The sequence below is a fragment of the Gemella massiliensis genome, from assembly GCF_900120125.1.
Lineage (GTDB): Bacteria > Bacillota > Bacilli > Staphylococcales > Gemellaceae > Gemella > Gemella massiliensis.
On sequence record NZ_LT635545.1, the window covers coordinates 401,640 to 426,346 of the forward strand.

The 24,707-nt window shown below is 32.0% G+C and carries 16 protein-coding genes; 3 read left to right on the forward strand and 13 right to left on the reverse strand.

From position 1 onward, the window contains the following. Positions 1 to 405 precede the first annotated feature (405 nt). From BQ7358_RS04595 to BQ7358_RS04635, 9 genes are all read right to left on the reverse strand, one after another. Positions 406 to 630 (reverse strand): KH domain-containing protein, encoded by a 225-nt coding sequence (locus BQ7358_RS04595; protein WP_062171870.1) that lies wholly within the window; start codon positions 628 to 630, stop codon positions 406 to 408. A gap of 10 nt (positions 631 to 640) precedes the next feature. Then, positions 641 to 3,070, reverse strand: a complete 2,430-nt coding sequence (gene leuS / locus BQ7358_RS04600; RefSeq protein WP_062171873.1) for a leucine--tRNA ligase — start codon at positions 3,068 to 3,070, stop codon at positions 641 to 643. A gap of 287 nt (positions 3,071 to 3,357) precedes the next feature. Beyond that, complete coding sequence (locus tag BQ7358_RS04605) at positions 3,358 to 5,160, reverse strand: ABC transporter substrate-binding protein (protein WP_062171875.1); 1,803 nt, start codon at positions 5,158 to 5,160, stop codon at positions 3,358 to 3,360. 612 nt (positions 5,161 to 5,772) lie between these two features. Further along, on the reverse strand, positions 5,773 to 7,575 hold the full coding sequence (locus BQ7358_RS04610; protein WP_072520258.1) for an ABC transporter substrate-binding protein: 1,803 nt from the start codon (positions 7,573 to 7,575) through the stop codon (positions 5,773 to 5,775). Between the two features lie 435 nt (positions 7,576 to 8,010). Further along, positions 8,011 to 8,916, reverse strand: a complete 906-nt coding sequence (locus BQ7358_RS04615) for an ABC transporter permease (protein ID WP_021753109.1) — start codon at positions 8,914 to 8,916, stop codon at positions 8,011 to 8,013. A gap of 11 nt (positions 8,917 to 8,927) precedes the next feature. Next, positions 8,928 to 9,893 carry an oligopeptide ABC transporter permease gene (gene opp4B / locus BQ7358_RS04620; protein WP_062171878.1) on the reverse strand — a complete coding sequence of 322 codons (966 nt, stop codon included), beginning with the start codon at positions 9,891 to 9,893 and terminating at the stop codon, positions 8,928 to 8,930. After that, entirely contained in the window at positions 9,893 to 10,825 is a 933-nt protein-coding gene (locus tag BQ7358_RS04625; RefSeq protein ID WP_062171881.1) for an ATP-binding cassette domain-containing protein, read from the reverse strand. The genes opp4B and BQ7358_RS04625 overlap by 1 nt, the downstream gene beginning before the upstream one ends. Then, positions 10,825 to 11,823, reverse strand: coding sequence for an ABC transporter ATP-binding protein (locus BQ7358_RS04630; RefSeq protein WP_072520259.1), 999 nt, complete (start codon positions 11,821 to 11,823; stop codon positions 10,825 to 10,827). The genes BQ7358_RS04625 and BQ7358_RS04630 overlap by 1 nt, the downstream gene beginning before the upstream one ends. Positions 11,824 to 12,114: 291 nt before the next feature. Continuing rightward, the gene (locus tag BQ7358_RS04635; RefSeq protein WP_062171888.1) at positions 12,115 to 12,900 is read right to left on the reverse strand and encodes an MBL fold metallo-hydrolase; all 786 of its coding nucleotides are present in this window, start codon (positions 12,898 to 12,900) and stop codon (positions 12,115 to 12,117) included. 356 nt (positions 12,901 to 13,256) lie between these two features. Between BQ7358_RS04635 and BQ7358_RS04640 the strand changes: the two genes are divergently transcribed. After that, complete coding sequence (locus BQ7358_RS04640) at positions 13,257 to 14,360, forward strand: ArsR/SmtB family transcription factor (RefSeq protein WP_062171891.1); 1,104 nt, start codon at positions 13,257 to 13,259, stop codon at positions 14,358 to 14,360. 151 nt (positions 14,361 to 14,511) lie between these two features. On the opposite strand, the gene nox is transcribed toward BQ7358_RS04640, so the two are convergent. After that, the gene (nox, locus tag BQ7358_RS04645; protein ID WP_062171893.1) at positions 14,512 to 15,894 is read right to left on the reverse strand and encodes a H2O-forming NADH oxidase; all 1,383 of its coding nucleotides are present in this window, start codon (positions 15,892 to 15,894) and stop codon (positions 14,512 to 14,514) included. Between the two features lie 362 nt (positions 15,895 to 16,256). Then, entirely contained in the window at positions 16,257 to 16,643 is a 387-nt protein-coding gene (locus tag BQ7358_RS04650; RefSeq protein WP_062171897.1) for a DUF1310 family protein, read from the reverse strand. A 334-nt stretch (positions 16,644 to 16,977) separates the two neighbouring features. Between BQ7358_RS04650 and BQ7358_RS04655 the strand changes: the two genes are divergently transcribed. After that, entirely contained in the window at positions 16,978 to 17,778 is an 801-nt protein-coding gene (locus tag BQ7358_RS04655) for a DUF6612 family protein (protein ID WP_062171900.1), read from the forward strand. Between the two features lie 569 nt (positions 17,779 to 18,347). After that, positions 18,348 to 20,150 carry a glutamine--fructose-6-phosphate transaminase (isomerizing) gene (gene glmS, locus BQ7358_RS04665; protein WP_072520260.1) on the forward strand — a complete coding sequence of 601 codons (1,803 nt, stop codon included), beginning with the start codon at positions 18,348 to 18,350 and terminating at the stop codon, positions 20,148 to 20,150. Between the two features lie 76 nt (positions 20,151 to 20,226). Here glmS and BQ7358_RS04670 read toward each other — a convergent pair whose 3' ends face one another. Both BQ7358_RS04670 and BQ7358_RS04675 read right to left on the reverse strand, forming a co-directional pair. Further along, complete coding sequence (locus tag BQ7358_RS04670) at positions 20,227 to 22,884, reverse strand: Cna B-type domain-containing protein (RefSeq protein WP_072520261.1); 2,658 nt, start codon at positions 22,882 to 22,884, stop codon at positions 20,227 to 20,229. Between the two features lie 655 nt (positions 22,885 to 23,539). Next, entirely contained in the window at positions 23,540 to 24,598 is a 1,059-nt protein-coding gene (locus BQ7358_RS04675; protein ID WP_062171911.1) for an exonuclease/endonuclease/phosphatase family protein, read from the reverse strand. Positions 24,599 to 24,707 lie beyond the last annotated feature (109 nt).

The following is a 24,707-nucleotide window of genomic DNA, read 5'->3' on the forward strand; positions in this document are numbered from 1 at the left end:
TTTTATGTAACTGATAATGAAAAAACTTACAGAAAATATTTTAGTTTTCCAGCGTAATTAAACGTTTTTTTGTAAATTTAATAATTATTTATTATTACCGCTTTAAATACTCTTTTTTGTATTTTTTGTTGAACTTTTATAGTTTTCTATCTAAATTATAGATATTGTCACTTTTTTCTCTTTAATTTATACCTTTACCATATATTTTTATAGTTTTTTAGCACATTTTATTGCAATTCTTCTATTATAACTTACAATTTATCACATAGTGCTATTACATTGAAAATCACATTAAATAATTTTCGATTTTCTTTTTTTAATTAAATTCTATAAAAATAAAAAACCTCTAAATCATCTAAACTTTTATACTTTAGAGCTGATTTAAAGGTTTTCTAACTTATGCTTTTACTCCACTAAATCTAAATATACTTTTTTGCTAAATGTCGTTGAATTTAGTACAGTACGAATCGCATTAATGACCATACCTTTTTTACCGATAACACGTCCGCAGTCTTCGGGGTGAACGGTTAAAATATAATGTTCACGTGCATTTTTTACCAATTTTTCTATTTTGATTTCATCTTTATGTGCAACTATTTCACTGACAATATTATAAATTAATTCTTCCATGTTATTCTCCTTATTTTGCTACTATATTGACTAATCTACCCGGGACAACAATTACTTTAATAATATTTTTACCTGCTAACAGTTTTTTAACTTCAGCATTTTCCAATACTGTTTGTTCTAATTCGGCAGATGTTAAATCTTTTTTAACTCCTAATTTAGTTTTTACTTTACCCATTAATTGCACAACGATTTCTACATTATCACTAACCAATTTGCTATCATCAAATGTCGGCCACGAGATATATGATATTGATTTATTGTTTCCGTAAATAGACCACATTTCTTCTGCTAAATGAGGGGCAAACGGTGCTAATAATTGGATAAAACCTAACGCATATTTACGTGGAATATACTCCGCTTTGTAACAATCATTAACAAAAACCATAAGTTGAGAAATGGCTGTATTGAATTGCATTGTTTCTATATCTTCTGATACTTTTTTCACAGTGTAGTTATAACTTATTTCCAACTTAGAATTATCCTTGTCTTTAACTTTGTTATTTACCATACCGGTTTCTTCGTCAACAAACAGACGATATACTCTATCCAAGAAACGGCGTGATCCGTCAAGTCCATTTTCACTCCAAGCGATAGAGGCATCTAACGGCCCCATAAACATTTCATAAACACGCAATGTATCTGCTCCATGAGAGATAATAATATCATCGGGATTAACAACGTTTCCTTTTGATTTTGACATTTTTTCCGGACGTCCGTCTTTTCCTTCCGCTAAAATCATACCTTGGTTAAATAGTTTTTGGAACGGTTCACGAGTCGGAACTAAGCCTAAATCATAAAGCACTTTATGCCAAAAACGTGCGTACAGCAGATGTAAGACAGCATGCTCAGCTCCCCCGATATATACATCAACAGGTAACCAGTATTTCAATTTTTCAGGATCTGCAAACATTTCATCATTATGCGGATCAATATATCGCAAGTAGTACCAACATGAGCCTGCCCATTGCGGCATTGTATTTGTTTCACGTTTTCCTTTTTTACCGGTTTTAGAATCTACAACATTTAACCAATCTTCAATATTCGCCAGCGGTGATTCTCCCGTCCCTGATGGTTTTATATTATCGGTTTCCGGTAGTAATAACGGCAGTTCGCTATCCGGCACGGTTGTCATAGTGCCATCTTCCCAATGGATAATCGGAATAGGTTCTCCCCAATAACGCTGTCTTGAAAACAACCAATCACGAAGTTTATATGTTACCTTGCTGCGTCCAACTCCGTTATTTTCCAAAAATTCTATTACTTTTACTTTAGCATCTTCATTATTTAAACCATTGATAAAATCTGAATTGATATGCTTACCGTCACCGTAAAACGGTACAACCACCTCACCGCTATCTTTAATAACAGCCTTTATAGGTAAGTTGAATTTTGTAGCAAATTCGTAATCACGTTCATCATGTGCAGGTACCGCCATTACAGCACCGGTACCATATGAAACAAGCACATAATCTGCTATCCAGATTGGTAATTTTTCATTATTTACCGGATTAATTGCGTATGCTCCGGTGAAAACCCCGGTTTTATCTTTATTAAGATCTGTTCTGTCCAAATCCGATTTGTGCTTAACAATATCTAAGTATTCATCTACAACAAAACGCTGTTCGGCAGTTACAATTTTTTCCACTAATTTATGCTCGGGGGCAAGTACACAATAAGACGCTCCGAACAAAGTATCCGCACGTGTTGTAAATACTGTAAAACTTTCTTCCGTTTTATCGATTTTAAAATCAATCTCCGCTCCGACAGATTTCCCAATCCAGTTGCGTTGCATTGCTTTTAAACTCTCCGGCCAATCAAGAATATCAAGATCAGCTAATAGTTGTTCAGCATATTCGGTAATTTTTAGAACCCATTGACGCATAGGTCGACGTTCTACCGGATGCCCACCACGTTCCGATTTCCCGTCAATTACCTCTTCGTTTGACAACACCGTTCCCAAAGCCGGACACCAGTTGACAGGTACTTCGTCAACATACGCCAAACCTTTTTCATATAATTTTTTAAAAATCCACTGTGTCCATTTATAATATTTCGGATCTGTTGTGTTAACCTCACGATCCCAGTCGTAAGAAAATCCTAATTCTTTAATTTGGCGACGGAATGTATCAATATTTTTTTTTGTGAAATCTCTCGGATCATTTCCGGTATCGAGCGCATATTGTTCAGCCGGTAAACCGAAAGCATCCCACCCCATCGGGTGTAAGACGTTATAGCCGTTTGCTCGTTTATAACGGCTTAATATATCTGTCGCCGTATATCCTTCCGGATGTCCAACATGTAACCCTGCTCCCGACGGATAAGGGAACATATCCAATGCAAAAAATTTTTCTTTACTATGATTTTCTAATGTTTTAAATGTTTTATTTTCTTCCCAATATTTTTGCCATTTCTTTTCTATAACTCTATGATTATATACCATATTATTTAAGCACACTCCTTCGCTTCAAGTTGTCTATTGTCTAACTTATAGTATATCAATTTTAATGTCATTTAGCAACACCTTACCGGTTTTCAAAATACAATTACATCAAATATTATACTGTTTTTTATTTGTTATATATATCTTTTTAACCTAATATCTTGATAATATTTTTGCAAAAAGGTTATTTGCTATTTATTGCACTAATTTTAATAATTTTTCATATAAAACAGTAATACCCGACCGGAATTTTCCGGTCGAGCATTCACTTAATTATTTTCTAACTGTTATTTTGCACCTTCGTTAGCGGTTAATTCCAACTCGTATAGTTTAAAATCACCTTTTTTAACTTTTTCTAAATCATAAGATTTAACACGTTTATTGAACCAATAAATATTTGTGTTCCAACTTAATGGGAAGAATGGTAGTTCTTCTGCTACTTCCATATCAAACTTATTATATGCTTCTTTTAATTTATTATCATCAAACATTTCATCGGTTGCTTGTTTTTTGAAACTTTCTTCAAAAGCATCGGTAGTATAACGGTATAAGTTTAACGGTGCTTTTTTACCTAATAACTCTTGACGGTTAGGATTTGTTCCGTATTCCCATCCGGCTTGGAAAATATCGATTGACGGATCATCTGCTTGAACACGAGAAGCGAAGTCTTTTGGTGACATTAATTTCCCGTCAACAAGTTTTACATCTAATCCAACATCTTTCCATGATTTAATAAATGTATCCGCTAATGCTTGGTCATAGTCAGCTCCGGTATTACGAATAGCAAAATTAAATGTTAATTTTTTGCCGTTTTTATCTTCACGTAATCCATCACCGTCGGTATCTTTATAACCTGCATCATCAAGTAATTTTTTAGCTTTTTCAACATCTTTTTTAACGGCTGTTGCATTTTCATTTACCAATTTACCTACTGCCGGCGGATACATACCTGATCCTGTCGGTGTAAAACGAATACCTTTATAAACTTTTTCATTGATTTGGTCACGGTCTACCGCATATAAGAATGCCTGACGTAAGTTTTTATCGGCTAATTTAGCATTCGGATCTACAACATTTTCTCCTTTTTCTTTGTCGAATTTACCTAGTTTAAATCCAACATATGTCATATCACGTGAAGTTTCTCCTAAAAATGTACCGTTTTTCAAATCTTTACTGTTTTCATAAACAGCCGGCGTAGCAGCCAAATAGTCTATGTCTCCATTTTTAATTAGAGAACTTGCTTGTGACGGTGATACAACCTTAAATTCAATTTTATTTAATTTTACTTTGTCTTTATTATAGAAGTGCGGGTTAGCTTCTGCAAGAATACTTTCTCCATTTACTTCTTTAGCAATATAGTAAGCACCATATGATAACGGTTTTTTGTTTAAGTCCGCTTCTGCAAATTTTGCAAAATCTTTAGAGGCTTCCGCTACTTGTTTTGCATTTAAGAAATCGGCGATAAATCCTTCTCCCCATAACAATGATGGACGAATTTGAGTATACTTAATTACAATGGTCTTATCGTCTTTTACTTGCAAGCCTGAAATTGTTTTTGCACTACCTGAGTGATATTCTTTCATACCTTCAATAAATTCAAAAGCATCATTATATCGGGTGTTTGTAGTGAATTTAGGATTACCCATAAGTTCGTATGAAGCAACAATATCTTTTGTTGTTAAATCTTCTCCGTTATTCCATTTAACTCCGTCATGAATAGTTAACGTTACTTCTTTTTTTTCTCTGTCTAAATGGAATTTAACCGCATCATCAGCATTATCTTGTTTAATACGTCCTTCTTTATCGACTGTAAAAGTTCCACCCATAACAGCATCATTAACATACATATCTTCTGCTTTATCTGCGAATATAGGATTCCAAAGTCCGGTTAACGGTTGTGGTGAAAGAATACCAAATTTTAATGTTGCATCTTTTACAGCCGAACCACCATTATCAAAACTTGATTTGAATTCAACTTTTGCTTTTGGTGAATTTTTACTTCCTGAATTGCTTGAACTTGAGCAACCGGCTAAAATCACCGAAAGCGCCATTGCCGAACTAAATACTTTTAAGAACTTACCTTTTTTCATTTTATTCCCTCCATAAAATACAGTTGTTTATTTTCAGTTAATATGAGAATATTCTAACATCATTTTAATAATAAGTCAATATAATTATCTGAAAATTTTATTTATATTTAAGTTTATTTAATTCAATAATTTGATAGAACACGTTCTGCAAAACTGCTTTTTTATTAAATAATATCAGCCGTTGTTTAAATATTATAGCTCTACTTACTTTTCAATTTCTACAAATTCTTATTCTATATTTTTTTATTAAATTGGAGAAATTGATTTTTGCAATGTTATCTTTATTTTATATAGAAGAAACTTTATTATTTTCAAATCTGACAATTAGTCTTTTAAAATTATTAATACAATCGAAAAAATAGTTATCCAAATATAATTAACATTTATTTAGCAAAAAATCATAAAAAAAGAGGGGCGACTTAAAAATCGTGATTTCGTTAAAAATCGATTTTGTAAGATCACCCCGCACAGTTCATTAGATTTTTGAAAAATTCTCTAAAGAGTATTCCTAAATCAATGAGTCTTTGCGTCTAACTGCCAATAAGATATTCTATTAGAATTTCCGCTTTTTAGGGCAGCCCTCTTTTTGTTTTTAATAATAATTAGTATTTTCTATCCTTTTGCACTGTCATCTGATGTAAGTTCTAATTGATATAATTTCATTTCTCCTAAACTCAATTTTGCTATATCAATATTTTTAATACGTTTATTAATCCATGTCATTTCATTTGTCCAACTGAATGGTAACCATGGTATTTCATTAGCATAATCACTGTCGAATTTTTTGTATGCTTCTTTTAATTTGTTATCATCGAACATTTCTTGTGTACTAAGTGCCGCCAAGTCTTTGTTCAAAGTATCACTGGTATAACGTGTATAATTTAACGGTGCAGTAGTTCCCACCAATTCACTAGGGTTCGGATCGGTTCCTAAGCCCCATGCACCTTGGAAAATATCAATACTTGGATCATCCGCTGTTACACGACGTGACCAGTCTTTAGGTGCCATTAGTTTTCCGTCAACAAGTTTTACATCCAGTCCAACTTCTTTCCATGATTTGATAAATGTATCAGCTAATGTTTGGTCGAAATCCTGCCCTGTGTTACGAATTGCGAAGTTAAATGTTAATTTTTTACCGTTTTTATCTTCACGTAATCCGTCACCGTCAGTATCTTTCAGACCGGCTTCATCTAATAATTTTTTCGCTTTTTCTGTATCTTTGGTAAATTTTTTACCGTCTTTATTGTGGAACATTTCTACACGTGGAGGATATAACCCTGAATCAGTAGCTGTAAAACGCAATCCTTTAAAGACTTTTTCGTTGATTTGATCCCAATCAACTGCATAACCGAACGCTTGACGCACTCTGACATCTGCCGCTTTCGCATTAGGATCTACGACATTTTTACCTGTTTCTTTATCAAATTTACCAAGTTTAAAGCCGACATATGACATATAGAAGTCCGATTGCCCTAAAACTGTTCCGTTTTTAGCATCTTTAATACTATCATAAACCCCTGTTGTTATTGCTTTCATATAATCAACATCGCCATTTTTAATTGCCGCACTCGCTTGGGCAGGAGAGATAACTTTATATTCAATTTCTTTAACTTTAACATCATCTTTTTTGTAGAAATGAGGATTTGCTTTCGCTAAAACACTTTCTCCGTTTACTACTTTATCAAAGTAATAAGGGCCGTATGATAATGGTTTTGTATTCAGTTCGGCTTCAGAGAATTTTGTAAAATCTTTTGAAGCAGCTTCTACTTGATCTTTGTTAAGGAATGTGGTTATAAATCCTGTACCCCATAATAACGCAGGTTTAATTTCTTTATATTTAATCACAACTGTTTTATCGTCTTTTTTGCTAATTCCTGAAATACTGCTTGCTTTTCCGTCATGATATTCTTTCATACCTTCAATAACTTCAAATTCATCGCTGTAACGTACGTTATCAGAATATTTCGGGTTACCCATTAAATTATAAGTTGCAATAATATCATCTGCCGTTACATCTTTACCGTTGCTCCATTTTAAATCTTTATTAACGGTTAATGTAACTTCTTTTTTATCTCTATCCATGTGGAACATTACAGGATCATCACTATTATCTTGTTTCATTCTATATGATTTATCTGTTGAGAATGTTGCTGTCATTGTATCTTCCATGACATAAAGATCTGTTGCTTGTAAATAAAATACAGGGTTAAACATACCTGTTAGTGGATCAGAACTTAGAATACCGACTTTAAGTTTTCCGTTACTTACCGCTGTTCCTCCATTATCAACAGATGTTTTAAATTCTACGGCAGATTTACTCCCACCGGTTTTGTTACTTGCACTTGAACAACCTGCAAGTAACATAGTGAGCGCCATAGCAGAACTAACAACCTTTAACATTTTTCTTTTTTCCATTATCTTATCCTCCTATCGTGTCTAAAGCACACGACCTTTCTTAATCGTTTGTTGTTTGGTATTATATCAGAAGAATCTAACACGGTCAATTAATTGTCAGAAAATTTAACATAAAAGTTTCTCCTTAGGAAACATTTTTTGAAATATTACAGTTGTATTTTCTATCAAGTGCTTTTATTTAGAAAATAGCAAACGAATATATTCATAAACAAACTATTTTACTTTATAGCTGTATAACATCTAACCTAGTAGCAGCATTTTCATGATTATAAGTGCAACTTACCAAAACAAATTTCTAATGAAATCATGATTTTTTAGTTACGCGTTTTTTCTCATGCCTCGCATTTGACACAGAGCCGAAAAAAGCTAAACAACAAAATGCTGCTTAGCTTTTCTTTTTTCTATTTTTTACTTTAAAATAATTTAATATATTTGCTATAATCTTTGTCTTGCATCTAAACTACGTTTTAATGCTCCACCGATTGAATTAATACATAAAACAATAATTAAAATCGCAAGGGCTGCCGGTAACCAGATATACATTTTATTAATAAGTACATCGGCATCTTTGGCATAAGATAACATTGTCCCGATACTCGGTGTCCCTGCCGGAAGACCGAAACCAAGGTATGTCAATCCAACTTCAATACCCATATTAGCAGCTAAGGTTAAAGTTGCTTCTACAACAATAATCGAACTGATATTAGGCAATATCCCTTTTAACATAATTTTCCAATCCGGTGTTCCCATAGTTTTTGAGGCAAGAACATAGTCACGACGTGATTCACTAAGTGCTTTACTTCGTACTAAACGTGTTGAACTCATCCAAGCGAACGCTGCCAGTATTAAGATAAATAACACAATACCGTAATTACGCTTAATACTAACGAATACTATAATTACCATTAGAATCGGAATAATTACCATAAAGTCTACAAAACGCATAACAATATTATCGACACGTCCACCGTAATAGGCTATTACCAACCCGACAGTCGTTCCGAAAGTAATCGTAATTACTGTAACGGCAACCGCAATCAAAATTGAGTTGAGCATACCCATCATAAGCCAACCGAAAACAGAATGACCACCTACGTCCGTTCCAAGTAAAAAGCCATCTTCACCGGGTTTTAAGAAAATATTCAGTAAATCCACATTAAAATAACTATCATAAAGATCCGTTACTCTTATGTAAATATTAAAAACAATAACAAATAATATAATCGCCGATAACACGATTAACGATGCAAATGCACCTTTATCTTTTTTAAACTCACGTGCTACAACCGAAAATCCGGAAGGAGTTTTTGTTGTAACTGTTGTTTCTTTAGCTTTTGACATTTTACTTCCTCCTAGTCCAGTTTAATACGTGGGTCAACAATAGCCATAATAATATCACTTAATGCACTACCTACTAAAGTTAAAAGCCCTGAGAATAACATTAACGTTGTAACAACACTATAATCTCGATCTTGTATTGCTTGGTAGAACAATTGCCCCATACCCGGATAACCGAAGATTGTTTCAACAAAAATACCACCGCTAAACAATCCTGTTATTGTAAATCCGAAAAACGCTGCAATCGGTAAGATTGAGTTTCTAAAAATATGACCTGAATATACTTTATTTACAGGTACACCTTTAGCACGGGCTGTTTTTACATAGTCACTATGTTTAGCATCTATTACTTCATTTCGCAAATATTGAACCGTTGATACCGTTGATAGTAATGCTAAACAAATACCCGGTAAAATTAAATGCTGTAATTTATTAATATAATAATTAAAAGCCCCCGGGTCAAGATTAACATCTACAGATCCGCTTGTCGGAAACCATCCAAGACCGAAACCGAAAATCGCGATCATAAATAAATACAATACAAATGATGGAATCGCAAGGAAGAAGAAGTTATAAAACGTTACAAATTTATCAAATTTTGAACCGTTATAACGCCCTGCATACATTCCCATAGGAATTGCTACCGCATACATTAATATCGCTGTAAATAATGACAGATTAAACGTGTTGAAAATACGTTCTCCGAGTAATGTCCCTACCGATTTTCCGGTTGTATAACTCAAACCGAAATCACCATGGATAAAATTTTTAAGCCATGTTAGATATTGTTGATACCACGGATCATAAAATCCGCTCGCACGACGAATCGACTCGATTTGTTCCTGTGATATTTTCGGATTTTCTGCAAGTCCGCTAAACGGATCTCCGGGCATAAGTTTTGCCAAACCGAAAACTAAAATACTAAGAATTAACAGCTGCGGTATCATGATTAAAACACGTTTTAATACTACTTTCCACATTATACTTCTCCTCCTTTCATCGCAACATAGTGTGTATCAGTTAACTTTTTCAACGGATATACTCTGCCGGTTTCGTCAAAGTAATCTTCGTAATGTTTCTGATATTCTTTTTCTACAGCTTCCCTCACTTCAATAACTTCTTTCGCTTTATCTAAGTTTGTACTCGGAATAGCTGCAATCAATCTTTTAGTATAAATGTGTTGCGGGTTATTGTAAATATCCTCACGAGTACCACGCTCTACAATACGCCCACGATACATAATATAAATATAATCACACATATGTTTTACGACACCAAGGTCATGAGAAATAAATAAATAGCTGATATTAAACTCTCGTTGAATTTGTTTCATAAAGTTAAGCACTTGTGCCTGTACGGAAAGATCAAGGGCAGATACAGGTTCGTCAGCTACGATTAAACGTGGGTTACACGCAATAGCACGAGCTACACCGATACGTTGTCGTTGTCCACCGGAAAATTCAAACGGATATTTATACAACGACTCTTCTCCCATACCGACGATATTTAAAAGTTCTAAAACCCGTTTTTTAGTATCTTCTTCCGATAAATTATCAAAATTATTAATCGGTTCTGCGATAATATCAATAATGCGTTTTTTAGGGTTTAAACTCGACATCGCATCTTGGAAAATCATTTGAACATCACGATTATACTTTATTTTTTTACGTGCATTTTTCTTAGTAACATCTTCATCTTTATAAATAATTTGCCCTGCAGTAGCTTTTTCCAAACCCAGCACCACTTTACCGACAGTCGTTTTCCCACTACCACTTTCTCCTATAAGACCGTAAGTCTTTCCGGCTTCAATTTCAATATCAACACCGTCAACTGCATAAACGTGATCTTTTATCGTATTGAAAAAACCTCCACGAATGGGGTAGTGTACTTTTAAATTGTCAACTTTTAACATTAGCTATCCTCCCCTTCAAATACAAAGTGTTTGTAGCAAGTACATCTTACATAATGTCCCTCTTCCGCCTCATGTAAAGTCGGATTAGGTTCATGTGCTTCTTCTTTAATCCATGGAATACGATCCGCAAAACGACACCCGTTACGGTCAAGATTTTTAATAGACGGCACCATACCTTGAATTACATATAATTCATCATCTGCCGCATCATCGTCTAATTGTGGTATACTGCGTAAAAGACTACGTGTATAAGGATGTTTCGGATTTTTGAAGATTTGTTCTGCAGTACCGATTTCCACCACTTCTCCTGCATATAACACCGCCACTCTATCCGCCATTTCAGCAACGACACCAAGATCGTGAGTAATTAAAATAATTCCGGCGTGCATTTCGTTTTGCAATCCTTTTATCAAATCTAAAATTTGTGCTTGAATAGTTACATCTAAGGCTGTAGTCGGTTCATCAGCGATTAAAACATTAGGCTTACAACTCATCGCCATCGCAATCATAACACGTTGACGCATACCACCTGATAATTCATGCGGATATTGTTTTGCACAACGTTTCGGATTTGGAATACCTACTTGAGTTAATAACTCAATAACACGTGTTTCTCGTTCTTCCTTTGATAATTCAGTATGATAAATCAAAGCTTCTTCTATTTGTTTTCCTATTCTATGAAGGGGATTTAAAGAAGAAAGCGGATCTTGGAAAATCATACCAATATCTTTCGTTCTAATTTTATTCATCTCTTCTTCAGTCAGTTCTAAAAGATTTTTCCCATCGTAAATAATCTCTCCGGTAGAACGTGTTAAATTTTCATTATGAAGTCGCATAATTGTCGTTGCTAAAGTTGACTTACCGCAACCACTTTCTCCAACAATAGCAAGCACTTCATTTCTATACAAATCCAAACTCACCTTGTCGACAGCGTTAAAATAATCATCTTTAATTCTAAAAGCTGTTTCCAGATTTTTAATCTCTAATAGTTTGTCCATTAACTACTCCTTCCGAACATACCTAATATCATTTTATAGCTTTTCTGTTCAAACTTTATAACTTTTATATTTTTATATTAACTACACAGTCAATTTTTTTAAAACATAGTAATATATTATAAGATTTTTCGAAAAAATGCAATAAAAAAGTTGCAATTCCCACTAAAAAAACTAGAATTTTCTGAATATTCAGTGAGAATTGCTATAATTTTTTTATTATTTTTTCCCTGCATTTATTCAACTACAAATTTGAAAAATATAAAATTATTAAATAACCTCTTCCCCAAAATTTTATATTTCTATTATATCCGTCGGCAATTCCGGATCTGTATCAAAAATACAAATTCTGTTGTTACAATCAATATCTTTTGATTCCAATGTTGTTACAGCCGTCATCCTTGCCAGCTCCTTAGTATTATTTTCTTTACTAAGATGGGCAAGGTAGATATTTTTTGTATTATCCCCGATAATTCTTGTGAGATAATTTGCCGAATCTGTATTGGATAAATGCCCCATATCTGATAAAATACGTTGTTTCGTTTTCCAAGGATATGAGCCGCTGAGTAAAACATTTTCCTCATGATTGCTCTCATAAACAAGAGTGTCGGAGTCTTTTACATAATCTATCATTTTATCCGAAATATATCCGGTGTCTGTTAAGATACCAACTCTCTTACCGTCACATTCAAAAGTGTAAAACTGCGGATTAGCTGCATCATGACTTACTCCAAAACTGTTAACGACAATATCTCCAAAAATCTTACTTTCTTCTTTTTCAAAATGAAATTTCAAATCGGATTTAACTTCTCCAATTTTTGTCATATTATCCCAAGTCAGTTTATTTGCATAGATTGGAATATTGTATTTTCTCGCAAGAACACCAACCCCTTTTATATGGTCGATATGTTCATGAGTAACAAAAATTGCATTAATATCTTTTATATCTTTATCTATTTGTTCCAGATTTTCCACTATTTTTTTTCCGGTAAGTCCTGCATCAACTAAACATCTGAATTTAGGACTTTCTATATAAATGCTATTTCCACTACTGCTACTAGCCAAAACTGATAATTTCAAATTACACCTCCATTTATTAATATTTCTTGTTTATTATAGCATTACTTCGTGTCCTTTTCCACTAGCTAAAACACACTTTAATAATTTATTTCAAATTTCTTATCTTAAAATATCAAGTAATAATTATAAAATCATTATTTCATTTTAAAATATCCTATAATTAAATAGCTACTTAAATTAAAATTTATATATCCTTATCATAAAATTACTGTATATAAACTATAATTTAATAAATAATTATTAATATATCCTAGCTTTAAATCGTAATTATTATTAAATATCTCTTTAAGAAACATTTGTATTATAGCTTATTCTGATATATAATTAGTATATTGAATTTTTATAGGAGAATGTGCATGAATATCGCTAAAAGAGAGAAATGTATACTACTTGATTTTATTATTACACACGAACTTATTAAAACTACATGGCTTAATACATTACGTGATAATTTTGATAACAGTTCGGAAGCACTGCTGTTTAAACACACAATTTATAAATATTATTCTGACATCAGTGCATACCAAACGCTTATCGGTGATGTTTTTACCGAACCGTCACTACCTCTTGTTCAAATGATTTATCGCCGTTTTATGACACAAAATGTTAATAACGTTGATGATTTTTTGCGAATTTTAGATGCTATCGATCCGAATGAGTTTAAGTTAGCGGTAGTTAAATACGCTTTTAATAAAAATACCATACTTGATAACGATACCTTTCTGGAAAATCTTTCTTTACTTGATATTGGAAACGAAACTAAATTTGTACTGTTTTCCGCCTACAGAAGTTTTGGAATTTATCGTAAAAAAATTAAAAACTGTTTTTCTACATTATACCCAATTTTTCTTAAGCACTACATTGATGCTGAAAAATTGTTTGAACCACAACTTACGAAATTTTATAAAGAAGTTGATAAAAATACAAATTCTTATTTTCTAAATATACTTGGAACGGAAAAACTCGATACTTTGTACCGTAAATATATTAATAATAAAGCTAAAGCATTATTGCAAGATAACCATGAGTCCGAAATAATACCCTTGATGTTTTCCGCTAATCGTCTTGTTATTATTAGCGACGAACCATTTACAACGAATAACAGTCCGTTTCAACCTGTTATTTGCCTTGGACTGTTAACAAGAGAATCAGCTACACAGTTAAAAAATGCCGATAACATTCGCAAATCATTATTAAAAGCTCTTGGCGATGATACACGTTTCGAAATTCTCCGCATGATTCACTACGGTTTTAATACAAACAAAAAATTGAGCGATTTTTTCCAAATCTCGCCACCGGCAATTACTTATCAAACAAATATTTTAAAACAAGCCGGACTTGTTGACAGCTATGGAAACGGGTTACTCTGTGTCAATTTCGAGAAAATAAAATTAGGTTTGAAATCAATAGAATTTTTATTCTTGTTGGTAGGAGAAACCGATAATGACGATAACACATAATCTTAAATAATAATATTGCGATAAGCTATAAAAAAATTTAATTAAAAATTAAAACCAAGATTAAAGAAACATACTTCTAAAATCTTGGTTTTTAAATATTTAAAACAATTAATCTTTTTTATTAAGGTTAATTAATTCTTTATAGTTTATCCTATTCTTTAGCTGACAGTGCTGCCATTGTGATATAGTTGTACGGTTTATTGAAGTGCGGTAAGAAGAAAATATCAGTTAATGCTAATTTTTCGATCGTTACTTTCTCTTGAATTGCCAATGAGAATAAGTGTATTCCCATAGAAACATCTTCTTTAGATGCAATTTGCGCTCCTAAAATTACACGGCTATCTTTATCATAAACAATTTTAATTTTCACTTCATGGTTGTCATGTTCAATAAATTCCGGTTTTTGCAAGTCTGTAAATTCAGTTACCACTGCATTGTATCCAAAACGTTTTGCTTTTTCTAATGTAAGACCTGTTGATACCATTTTTAAATCATAGATACAAATACCGTTTGACCCTTGAACTCCTGCCGATTCAACAACATCACCGTCACCTCCGGCATTTAAAGCCGCAACCAAACCGGTACGAACCGCATTTGATGCCAAAGCAATATAATTTGTATCTTCTATTGCATTATCGTACACTGTTGCACAATCTCCTATTGCATAAACATCTTTAATGCTTGTTTCTTGTTTTTTGTTTACCAAAAATGCACCATTACGGAATAGTTCTATTTTACCATTTCCTAGTGCTGTATTCGGTCTAAATCCAACAGCCAGAACTACCATATCAACATCGAATGTTTCTTTATCGGTAACCAATCGTTCAACTTTGCCGTCACCTTCAATAGCCTCCACTTTTTGCCCAAATGCCAATTTAATACCATGATCTTCCAAGTTTTTCTTCATTAAATCAGAAAATTCCGGATCATAGTAACCTGCTAGACATGTATTTACTATATCAACCACCGTTACTTCTTTTCCTAAACGTTCAAACGCCTCAGCTAATTCAACTCCGATATAACCGGCTCCAACAACTGCCACACGTTTAATATTCGGATTATCGTTTAATTTATTAATTACTTCCTCAGCGTTTTGATATAATTTTACAAATTGTAAATTTTCCAACGTTGCTTTAAATTCACGATTACCGGGTACCAGTTCCGCACCTTTTATAGGAGGTAAAATTGGTGTTGAGCCTGTTGCTAAAATTAATTTATCATATGATTCTACATGTTGTGTTTTCCCCTCCAATAACACATGCACTTCTTTTTTATCATAGTCAATCGACTCAACAGGTGAATTCATATATACCTTAGCACCGGCTTTTTCCAAAGACTCTTTATTTGCATAAAATAATCCTTCCGCACCTGAAATTTGTTTACCTATCCACAACGCCATACCACAACCTAAAAATGAAATATTTGAGTTTTGATCAAAAACTACAACTTCATTTTTATCACCATATGTTGCTAAAATCTTATTAACACAAGCTGTTCCTGCGTGGTTAGCCCCAACTACTACTATTTTACTCATATCAAATACCTCTTTATTATTAAATTTTTAATGATAATAATTATCATTACCGCCATTATACTCAGAATTAAATTCAATTACAAATTTACCGCTCATAAAAATAAGATAAATTTTAAAAAATTATTTTAATGGCATATTTTTGTATCTGTATTACTTCTGTATTAAAATTTTTTTAATAATCCCATTATCTAAAACTATAGATGTAGATTAAAAACAAATTGTCTGTATTAATAATTATTAATATCTGTATTAACGAAACATTAAATTAACTTTAAAAAATAAAAAATTATTAATGCTAATTATGTTTAAAATTAAATAAAAAAGCAAATGATTTTTTGTATCATCGCCTTTTTGTGTAACTATTATGTCATCATGCTATTGTTGTTATCAGATTTTAATAACTTTTCCAATTCTTTTGAATACTCGATTTTTTCTATATTATAGGTATTTTCTCTTGGGATGATAAGAGTATTAATGTTAAACCTAGAATTATCATTTATAATCAATCTGGTAAAAATTTTCTCACCGACACCTCGAATACTTTCGTAATCTATTGCATAATTTTTTATTTTAGATTTTGTTGTAAAAGCCTGTTTATCTTTTTCTAAAATTATTTTTTTATACAAACCTTTTGTATCAGCAGTTTTTACCGTTTTAATTATTTCTTTGTACCTAGGGTTATTTTTCATATAAATAACTCCCCCAATAGCAACAATAAAAGCAAACGTTCCGACTATTCTTTTTTTCATATTATACCCCTCCTTAAACATTATTTTAATTTTCAAAATTTTCAAATCTAACCAATGGTGAATTTATTAGTTAACCATTATAATATATCTTTTTTATATTTTTTTCAACTATTTTATTATATATTTTAGACTATAAAATAATTAATCGCTATTATTACAAGTTTTAAATAATGCTATTTTAGATTATGAAATAAATATTTTATAGTGAATTATTTATATTATATTGTGAAAATTTAATTTTAATTAATTTTTTCATCAGTCGAAGGTTTTCTAGCTATAATAGTCATTATATGCTAAAATACATAGTAACATACACAGAACAAGGAGAAAAAATATGCCAAAAAACATCAAACGTAGTATCGCTGTTTTTTTCACTTTAACTTTAACAGTCGTACTGAGTGCTTGTAGCATGTTACAGTTCAATAAATCAGCCGAAAACATTTTAAATAAAACGGCAGACACAGCTAAAAGTATAAAAAATACCGATTTTATTTCTACTAATGTTTCTGAAATAGTAAACGGTGAACAAACTCATAAAGTCGACAGCAAAATTTCCGGTTCTATTATTTTTGAACCATTCACTTTAAAAACTATCTCCGAAACTAAATCACAAAGTACAACCCAAAAATCTGAACTTTATGTCAAAGATAATGTTATTTACACAAAATCTTTTGAACAAAATAGTTGGATTAAAAACTCCAACGACAACGTTATGTCGCAATTTCAAAATCTAAAGAACATTGCTTACTCTGAAAAAATTTTTGAATTTTATAAGAAACTTGCCAAAGATTTTAAAGTAACTGAAGAAAATGGAAATTACGTACTTACTTATTCGGGAAGTGGCGAACAGTTTAAAGAACTCATGGTAGAAATTGTTAATTCTGCTTCTGGTTCTCAGCAAGTCGACACCAATACATTTAATGACGTTAACTTTAAAAATGTTTCTATTAGATATGTTATAACAAAAAAATTTATACCTGTTGATATTGAAACAACTATGGATCTTGAGATTAAAAACAACATCGGTTCAGCTATGAAACTAACTCAAAAAACTTCCTATACTAATGTAAATAAGGTATCGGACATTTCCCTACCTGATGACGTAAAAAATGCAACCGAATTAAAAACAGATTAATATTTTTTAATTAACCTAAATTTCAAAACAAGAAATTTAGGTTAATTTAGTTTTCTGGAAATATTAAATCTATTTACATATTTATTTTTATATGTTATATTATTGTCATATAATCATGATATGAAAGGAAGAAAATTATTTACAATTATAGCGCCCGAACTAAGCACCAACGATTAACAGGAGCTTAGTTGACGAGGAAAAAAGTTATCGAAAATTCGGCGGATGCTTTTTCGGAAAATGGAATTTCGTTAAATGCTGTACAAAGGTGTACTTTCACTACAAAAGCAGTATTATTTCCCATATATTATTTTACAAACATTGCTATTAGGCTTGTTGCTATTCTTAGTGGTGAAATACTGGCTTCACCTGAGATTATAAGCTCAGATGAACCTTAAGAAATCCACTGCGTAGCAGTTAGTTCTTAAGGTTGCCACACCACTATAGAATTAGCAACAAAAAAATTTTGTATATAAATATGTAAAATAATATATACTTTAATATATAATCTAAAACTATAATTTACTTAGTTTTATAAATAATTTAGGAAAAAGCAAGGAGATTTTATATATATGTGTGGAATCGTAGGATTTATCGGAGAAGATAATGGAGTAAAATTTTTAATTGACGGGCTTAGCAGTCTTGAGTATCGTGGCTATGACTCTGCCGGTATTGCCGGAATAGTTGATAAAGAAGCTAAGGTTATTAAAACCGTCGGTCGTATTAAAAATCTTGAGAAATTAACACCTGCCGACCTTTATTTTAATATTGGAATCGGACATACACGTTGGGCGACCCACGGCGGCGTTAATGTAACAAACTCTCATCCTCACCAAAGTTTTAACAAACGTTTCGTTTTAGTTCACAACGGAGTTATTGAAAACTTTCAAGAGTTAAAAGACAGATTTTTTAAAGATGTTAATCTTGTTAGTGAAACTGATACGGAAGTAGTTGTTCAATTAATTCAAATTTATAGTGATCGTGGCTTATCTACTAAAGACGCTTTTAAAAAAGCTATTTCTAAGCTACAAGGATCATACGCTTTATGCTTAATTGATACCGATGATAAAGATACCTTGTATGTTGCAAAAAATAAAAGTCCACTCTTAGTCGGACTTGGAGATAACTCTACTAACTATGTTGGTAGCGACGCTCTTGCAATGATTAAATACACTAACAACTTTTTAGAAATTAATGACGGTGAAGTCGTTATTGTGAAAAAAGACAATGTAACTATTGAAGATAAAGACGGCAAAATCATAAAACGTAAACCTTTCTCTACTAACTTAAATGCGGGTGAAATTGACAAAGGTATTTACGAACATTATATGATTAAAGAAACAAACGAACAAGTCAGAGCAATGCGTAATATCATCTCTCATTACTTTAATGGACATGATGTAAATATTGATACAGAAATAATTAATCACATTAAAGATGCTGACAGATTATATATTATCGGTTGTGGTACCAGCTACAACGCCGGCTTGGTAGGTAGAAATTATTTTGAAAAATGGGCAGGTATTCCAACAGAAGTTCACCTAGCTAGTGAATTTGCCTACAATGTACCACTCTTATCGAAAAAACCAATGTTTATTTTCTTATCACAATCAGGAGAAACTGCGGATTTACGTGCCGTTCTTACTAAACTTCGCAGCGTAAACTCCAACTATAAATTCTTGGTATTAACTAATGTTGATTCTTCTACATTAAGCCGTGAATGTGATTATACTTTACTTCTTCATGCCGGTGTTGAAATCGCCGTAGCATCTACTAAAGCATATACTTCACAAATAGCAATACTAAGTATTTTAGCATATGAAGTAGCAACAAGACGTAACAGTAAACCGAAACTTGATATTGAAAAAGAATTATCAGTAGTAACCTCAGCTATTGAATCTATCCTTGATGATACCAAAACTATTAAAAAATTGGCAGAAGAGTTATTTACAGAACGAAACGCATTTTATATCGGTCGTGGCATTGATTATTATAGTGCCTGTGAAGCCGCTCTTAAACTTAAAGAAGTTTCTTATATTCAAACAGAAGGTTTTGCCGGTGGAGAACTAAAACACGGAACAATCGCTCTTATCGAAGAAAAAACTCCGGTAGTAGCTTTAATTACCAGCACAAAACTGGATCTTAATACCCGAAGCAATGTCAGTGAAGTAGCAAGCCGTGGTGCAAATACTCTAATTATCACATTGGAAAAATTAGCACGAAAAGGCGACTACGCTATTCCAAATGTTAACGAAGACCTTGCACCTATTGCAAGTATTGTTGTAACGCAATTATTCGCTTACTATGCAGCTGTCGGCCGTGGACTTGATGTTGATAAACCACGTAATCTGGCAAAATCAGTAACTGTTGAATAAGTAATTTATAATAATTTTAATATCCCCTCAAAACATGAACCGTTTTGAGGGGACTTATTTTAACCTTAATATGTATCTATTTTATATATTTTCTTTTTATTACAAACGCCAATATTAATCCAAAAATACCCAAAACGAAGTTACTGTTGGGAACTTCCCCTGTGTTTGGCAATTTAGTAATTTTTTTATTTTTTTTCGGAATATTATCCTTAGATTTTGGTGGTTGTTCTTCTTTATCTGTCGGCTTATCGGGTGTTGGCGGTGTTGGGACTGGCGGTGTTGGGACTGGCGGTGTTGGGACTGGCGGTGTTGGAGCTGGTGGCGCTGGAACAGGTGGCGTTGGTGTTGGTGGCGTTGGAACAGGTGGCGTTGGTGTTGGTGGCGTTGGAACAGGTGGCGTTGGTGTTGGTGGCGTCGGTACAGGTGGGGTCGGGATTACTTCCCTATCATCAGTAACAACTAACTTTCCGTCCTTATACTCCGCTTTTCCACTTGTAAGTGTAGAATGAATTGTTATCTTTCCTTTTTCATCTACGCTAAATATAAAATCTGTTACTGCTTTAAAGCCTGTTGGTGCAAATATTTCCCTAAAGGTATATTTCTTCCCTACTTCCAAATCTTTAATTGTATGATTTTTCCCTTTTTCAGTTATCCATTCATCTACTATTCTACCATCTTCACCCTCAAAAATTCGTATCTTCGCTCCAACTACTTCTGATATTGTTTTATCGTCGTTGAAACTTATTTTGCTTACTACTACATCTTTTTTCTTAGGTTTCGGCAATATTTCAGGAATATATTTATTATCAATTACAAAATTATATTTTTTATACTCTGTAATACTAAATTGATATTTTTTATTATCTAAGCTAACGATATTATTTTGTTTAACGGTATTTAAATCCGGTCTAACTTCCGTAACGGTATATTTTATCTCTTGATTTTTACTATCAAATTTAGGAAGATTAGAAAATTCTACCTGCCAATTATTTTCAGGTTTTGCTATTTGATGTTTATACTTATAAACTCCATTCTCAAGTAAAAATATTTCCACTTCTTTTGCCGCTTCACCGTTTGACCAAGTCTTTTGAGCCGTAACTTTAACCTTTTTAGATTCTTTTAAAATATTCTTAATAGTGAAATTGTTATCTGAATTTTTTATATACTCAACATCAAATGTTTTTTCATTCAGTTGTATTTTTTTGTCAATTTCTCCTACTTCTCGAACTGTATAGACATGTTTTTTAACGTCTGTCCCTACTTTTTCGTATTCTTTTAAATCTGTAAAGGTATATGACCAATTATTTGATTTATTCAGTTCTTTGACTTCTCCCTCTTTTACCCCGTCTTTATATAGTTGTACCAGTATTTTTTCTACAGGGTCTTTTAAATTTTCTCCTTTTTCATCTTTAAATTCCTTATTCACATGGACATTTGTTCGTTTTACATCGTTATAAACTTTTAGAAGTTTCCCTACAATATCCGTATCTTTCATTTCAAATTCCATGGTCTGAGCTGTCGCCGGATTAAAGTCAATCCAATTAGGCGCTTTAATCTCTTTTACTTTATATTTCCCAATAGGAAGATTTTTAATATTAGCGATACCCTTATTATCTGTTTTTAAAATAATAGTATCTTTTCCGTCTATAATTGCCGAATTATCTTCTTTTTTTAGACTAAATTCAACGTCCGGTATTCCTATTGATGTTCCTTTTAAATATTTTAAGATTTTTAGTTCGCCTTTTACAGTTCCCGTAACTTCACCGTCTGCATAAATATTTTTTACAGTATAGTTAAAATCTTTCCCCACTACTTTTTCTTTATTGTATTCGTGATACCATGCTTTTGATTTATTTACAAATTCTTTTTGATTTTTGTTTATTATTTTTGTTTTGTAGTAAATTGAAAAATGATTTAAAGAAGCATATCCCTGAGGTATGTATATTGATATTTTATTACCATTTACACTAATAGATGATCCTTTATAATAATGTGCAAATTCATTTAAGGCATTAGCTCCATTGAATATTTTAGAATGTGTCCCTTCAACTGTGATATAAAAACTGTTTTTAACAAGTTCTTGTCCACCTTGAATTTCATCCTCAATCCTAATTTCTTTATTAACATGAGTTTTTCTCATATTTGCATTTAACCACCAATTAATATGCTCCGTATCTTGTGGATCTATATTACCTGTCTTGTAGTAAAATACACTTTCCGTTCCTGATTCCGGCTTGGTAACAGAAACCTGCACCCTTTTATTCCCCGAAACAATATCACCCGTCTTAATATCTTCTTTTGAAGTTTGAGTAGTGTTTCTTCCTGTAATTTCAAAAGTTGCCCAACCCTCTACATCATCTAAATTGTTAACTTTATCATTAAATCTAATTACAGCCTTATCTACAGTTACTTCCAAATCTGCCACATGCTGACCTTTAACTTCCAACTGTATTTTTTTACTATACCCTTCAAAAGTAGGTTGACCGGTTTTCTGCCAAGTAACCTCTATAAAATCTCCACCTTTAATATTATGAGCGGTGTTTTCTTTAAATTTTAATTGAACGGTAGTTCTCCCACCGTCTTGAATATTATTATTACTTACCGTTAAATCGGTAACAACTTTATCGCTTATATTATTTTCTTGTGCATAACTTTTACCAATTCCTAAAGAAGCACTTAGCGTAGTTAGTAAAAGTAATATACTTAATATACCTGCACTTAACTTATTTCGCATTATTTTTTAAATCCTTTCTGTCTTTCTTATTCCGTTTCTATAATTATTATCATTATTTTTTATTATATTTCTCTGTTATTAATCTATAATTTTTTTTTTAGCCATTTTTATTTCCTCACTTTTTGTTCTATTTTGTTGATATTCTAATATATAGATAAGAAGGCGGCGGTTTTAAGTAAATTTCTTACTTAGCCCCACCCCTTCTTATGAGTGTGTTATAAATATCAGGATATAATTAGTTGCTAGGTCCACTAATTATCCTTTTTCATTATACAACTTTAATATGTAATAAGTGTGAAATTAAGAAAAAATAATATAGTTTTTCTCAAAAAATATTTATTCACATATTGTAAAATTAAGTTAGCTACAAAAAATAAAATACTTAGTAAAAGCAAAAACGTACAGTTAAGGGATTAATCTAAAAGCTAAAAATTCTAACCGAATTTTCTTATTACAAGTTAAATACATGATTTACTTATTTGAAAATTCACTTTAAAATATCTTTCTCAAGTCTAATAAACTATACAAAAGCAGTCCGCCAAAATCAATTTCTAACTAAATTATATTTTTTAAAATTTCTTATTCTTATTACACCAACCACATTAAAAAACAAACCCTCTGCATAATTTAGCAAAGAGTTTGTTTCGCTTATATTTTATCCTTTTAGTTTAAATTTTAATCTTACAGGATTGTGATCACTGTAACGATAATCATATGGTAATGTTTCTACTGAACTTACTTCAATATTATCACTGGCTATATAACCGTCAATAACAAATTCATAAATATCTTTTTCACCTTTTTTATACGGCTTATTAGTTAATCTCGCTGAATTTGTTCCATGATAGAGTTTAAAACTACTTGGTAATAAACTTTTATCAAAATTCTCAGCACGCCATAAATCAAGAGGCACTTTTCCTAATTCTTCTTTTGATAATTCTCTAAGCGATTGGTTAAAATCCGCACCTACCAGTACATAGTTGCCTTTTTTATATTCTTTTTCTATAAATTCAACTAATTGCTTTGTCTGAGCAATTTTCCCTTTATTTCCTTTGTCATAGGCATCAAGGTGAGCATTAATAAGCACCAACTGTTTATCACTGTTGTTTATCTTACTGTAAATAACTGAAAAACCTCGTTTAAGATTGGCTATTTTTTCAGGAAAATTGAACGGTATAGGCATTTGATAACGTTCAGCCTTATCTATATTATATTTGGTCGCTGTATAAATACCGCTATTTACCTTCCCAAGCGGCGGCAACGGGTACGGAATATATTTTACCTTAAAATTATAAGCTAAAATACTATTTAACCCTAATTCCTTATTCAAATATTCTACCTGATTAATATTGTAACTTCGCTTTGAATCTTCGTCGATTTCTTGAATAAAAGTTATATCAGCATTTTCATTTTTTATTATTTTTGAAATATTTTCTAAATTTTCTTCAACATGGTTCTTATCCAAAGGTAAAACCATCTCTCCACCGTCCATAAAAAAGTCTTCATCTTTATCAAGCCCGGCATACCCTATATTCCAATCTAATGCACTGTAATCTTTGTTAAGTTCTACTACCTTACCACCTGTTCCGACTACGGATAATTTTTCAATATCTTTCGGTTTATACTCCGTCGCCATTAAATAGCCGACCAACGCACCGAATAACAAAAGACAGGTTAATATTGCATATAATATTATTTTTAAAATTTTCTTCATGAATTTTCTCCTTAAAATATATCAAAATTAAATTTGAAATTTCTAAACTAAAAAGTTCTAAACAATCTCTTTATAATTTTTATCGTACTTTATTAAATATAATAACACT

Excerpts from the sequence above, each read along its gene's own strand:
- BQ7358_RS04595 (WP_062171870.1), bottom strand. The coding sequence starts at position 630 with ATGGAAGAATTAATTTATAATATTGTCAGTGAAATAGTTGCACATAAA.
- leuS (WP_062171873.1), bottom strand. The coding sequence starts at position 3,070 with ATGGTATATAATCATAGAGTTATAGAAAAGAAATGGCAAAAATATTGG.
- BQ7358_RS04605 (WP_062171875.1), bottom strand. The coding sequence starts at position 5,160 with ATGAAAAAAGGTAAGTTCTTAAAAGTATTTAGTTCGGCAATGGCGCTT.
- BQ7358_RS04610 (WP_072520258.1), bottom strand. The coding sequence starts at position 7,575 with ATGGAAAAAAGAAAAATGTTAAAGGTTGTTAGTTCTGCTATGGCGCTC.
- BQ7358_RS04615 (WP_021753109.1), bottom strand. The coding sequence starts at position 8,916 with ATGTCAAAAGCTAAAGAAACAACAGTTACAACAAAAACTCCTTCCGGA.
- opp4B (WP_062171878.1), bottom strand. The coding sequence starts at position 9,893 with ATGTGGAAAGTAGTATTAAAACGTGTTTTAATCATGATACCGCAGCTG.
- BQ7358_RS04625 (WP_062171881.1), bottom strand. The coding sequence starts at position 10,825 with ATGTTAAAAGTTGACAATTTAAAAGTACACTACCCCATTCGTGGAGGT.
- BQ7358_RS04630 (WP_072520259.1), bottom strand. The coding sequence starts at position 11,823 with ATGGACAAACTATTAGAGATTAAAAATCTGGAAACAGCTTTTAGAATT.
- BQ7358_RS04640 (WP_062171891.1), top strand. The coding sequence starts at position 13,257 with ATGAATATCGCTAAAAGAGAGAAATGTATACTACTTGATTTTATTATT.
- nox (WP_062171893.1), bottom strand. The coding sequence starts at position 15,894 with ATGAGTAAAATAGTAGTAGTTGGGGCTAACCACGCAGGAACAGCTTGT.
- BQ7358_RS04650 (WP_062171897.1), bottom strand. The coding sequence starts at position 16,643 with ATGAAAAAAAGAATAGTCGGAACGTTTGCTTTTATTGTTGCTATTGGG.
- BQ7358_RS04655 (WP_062171900.1), top strand. The coding sequence starts at position 16,978 with ATGCCAAAAAACATCAAACGTAGTATCGCTGTTTTTTTCACTTTAACT.
- glmS (WP_072520260.1), top strand. The coding sequence starts at position 18,348 with ATGTGTGGAATCGTAGGATTTATCGGAGAAGATAATGGAGTAAAATTT.
- BQ7358_RS04670 (WP_072520261.1), bottom strand. The coding sequence starts at position 22,884 with ATGCGAAATAAGTTAAGTGCAGGTATATTAAGTATATTACTTTTACTA.
- BQ7358_RS04675 (WP_062171911.1), bottom strand. The coding sequence starts at position 24,598 with ATGAAGAAAATTTTAAAAATAATATTATATGCAATATTAACCTGTCTT.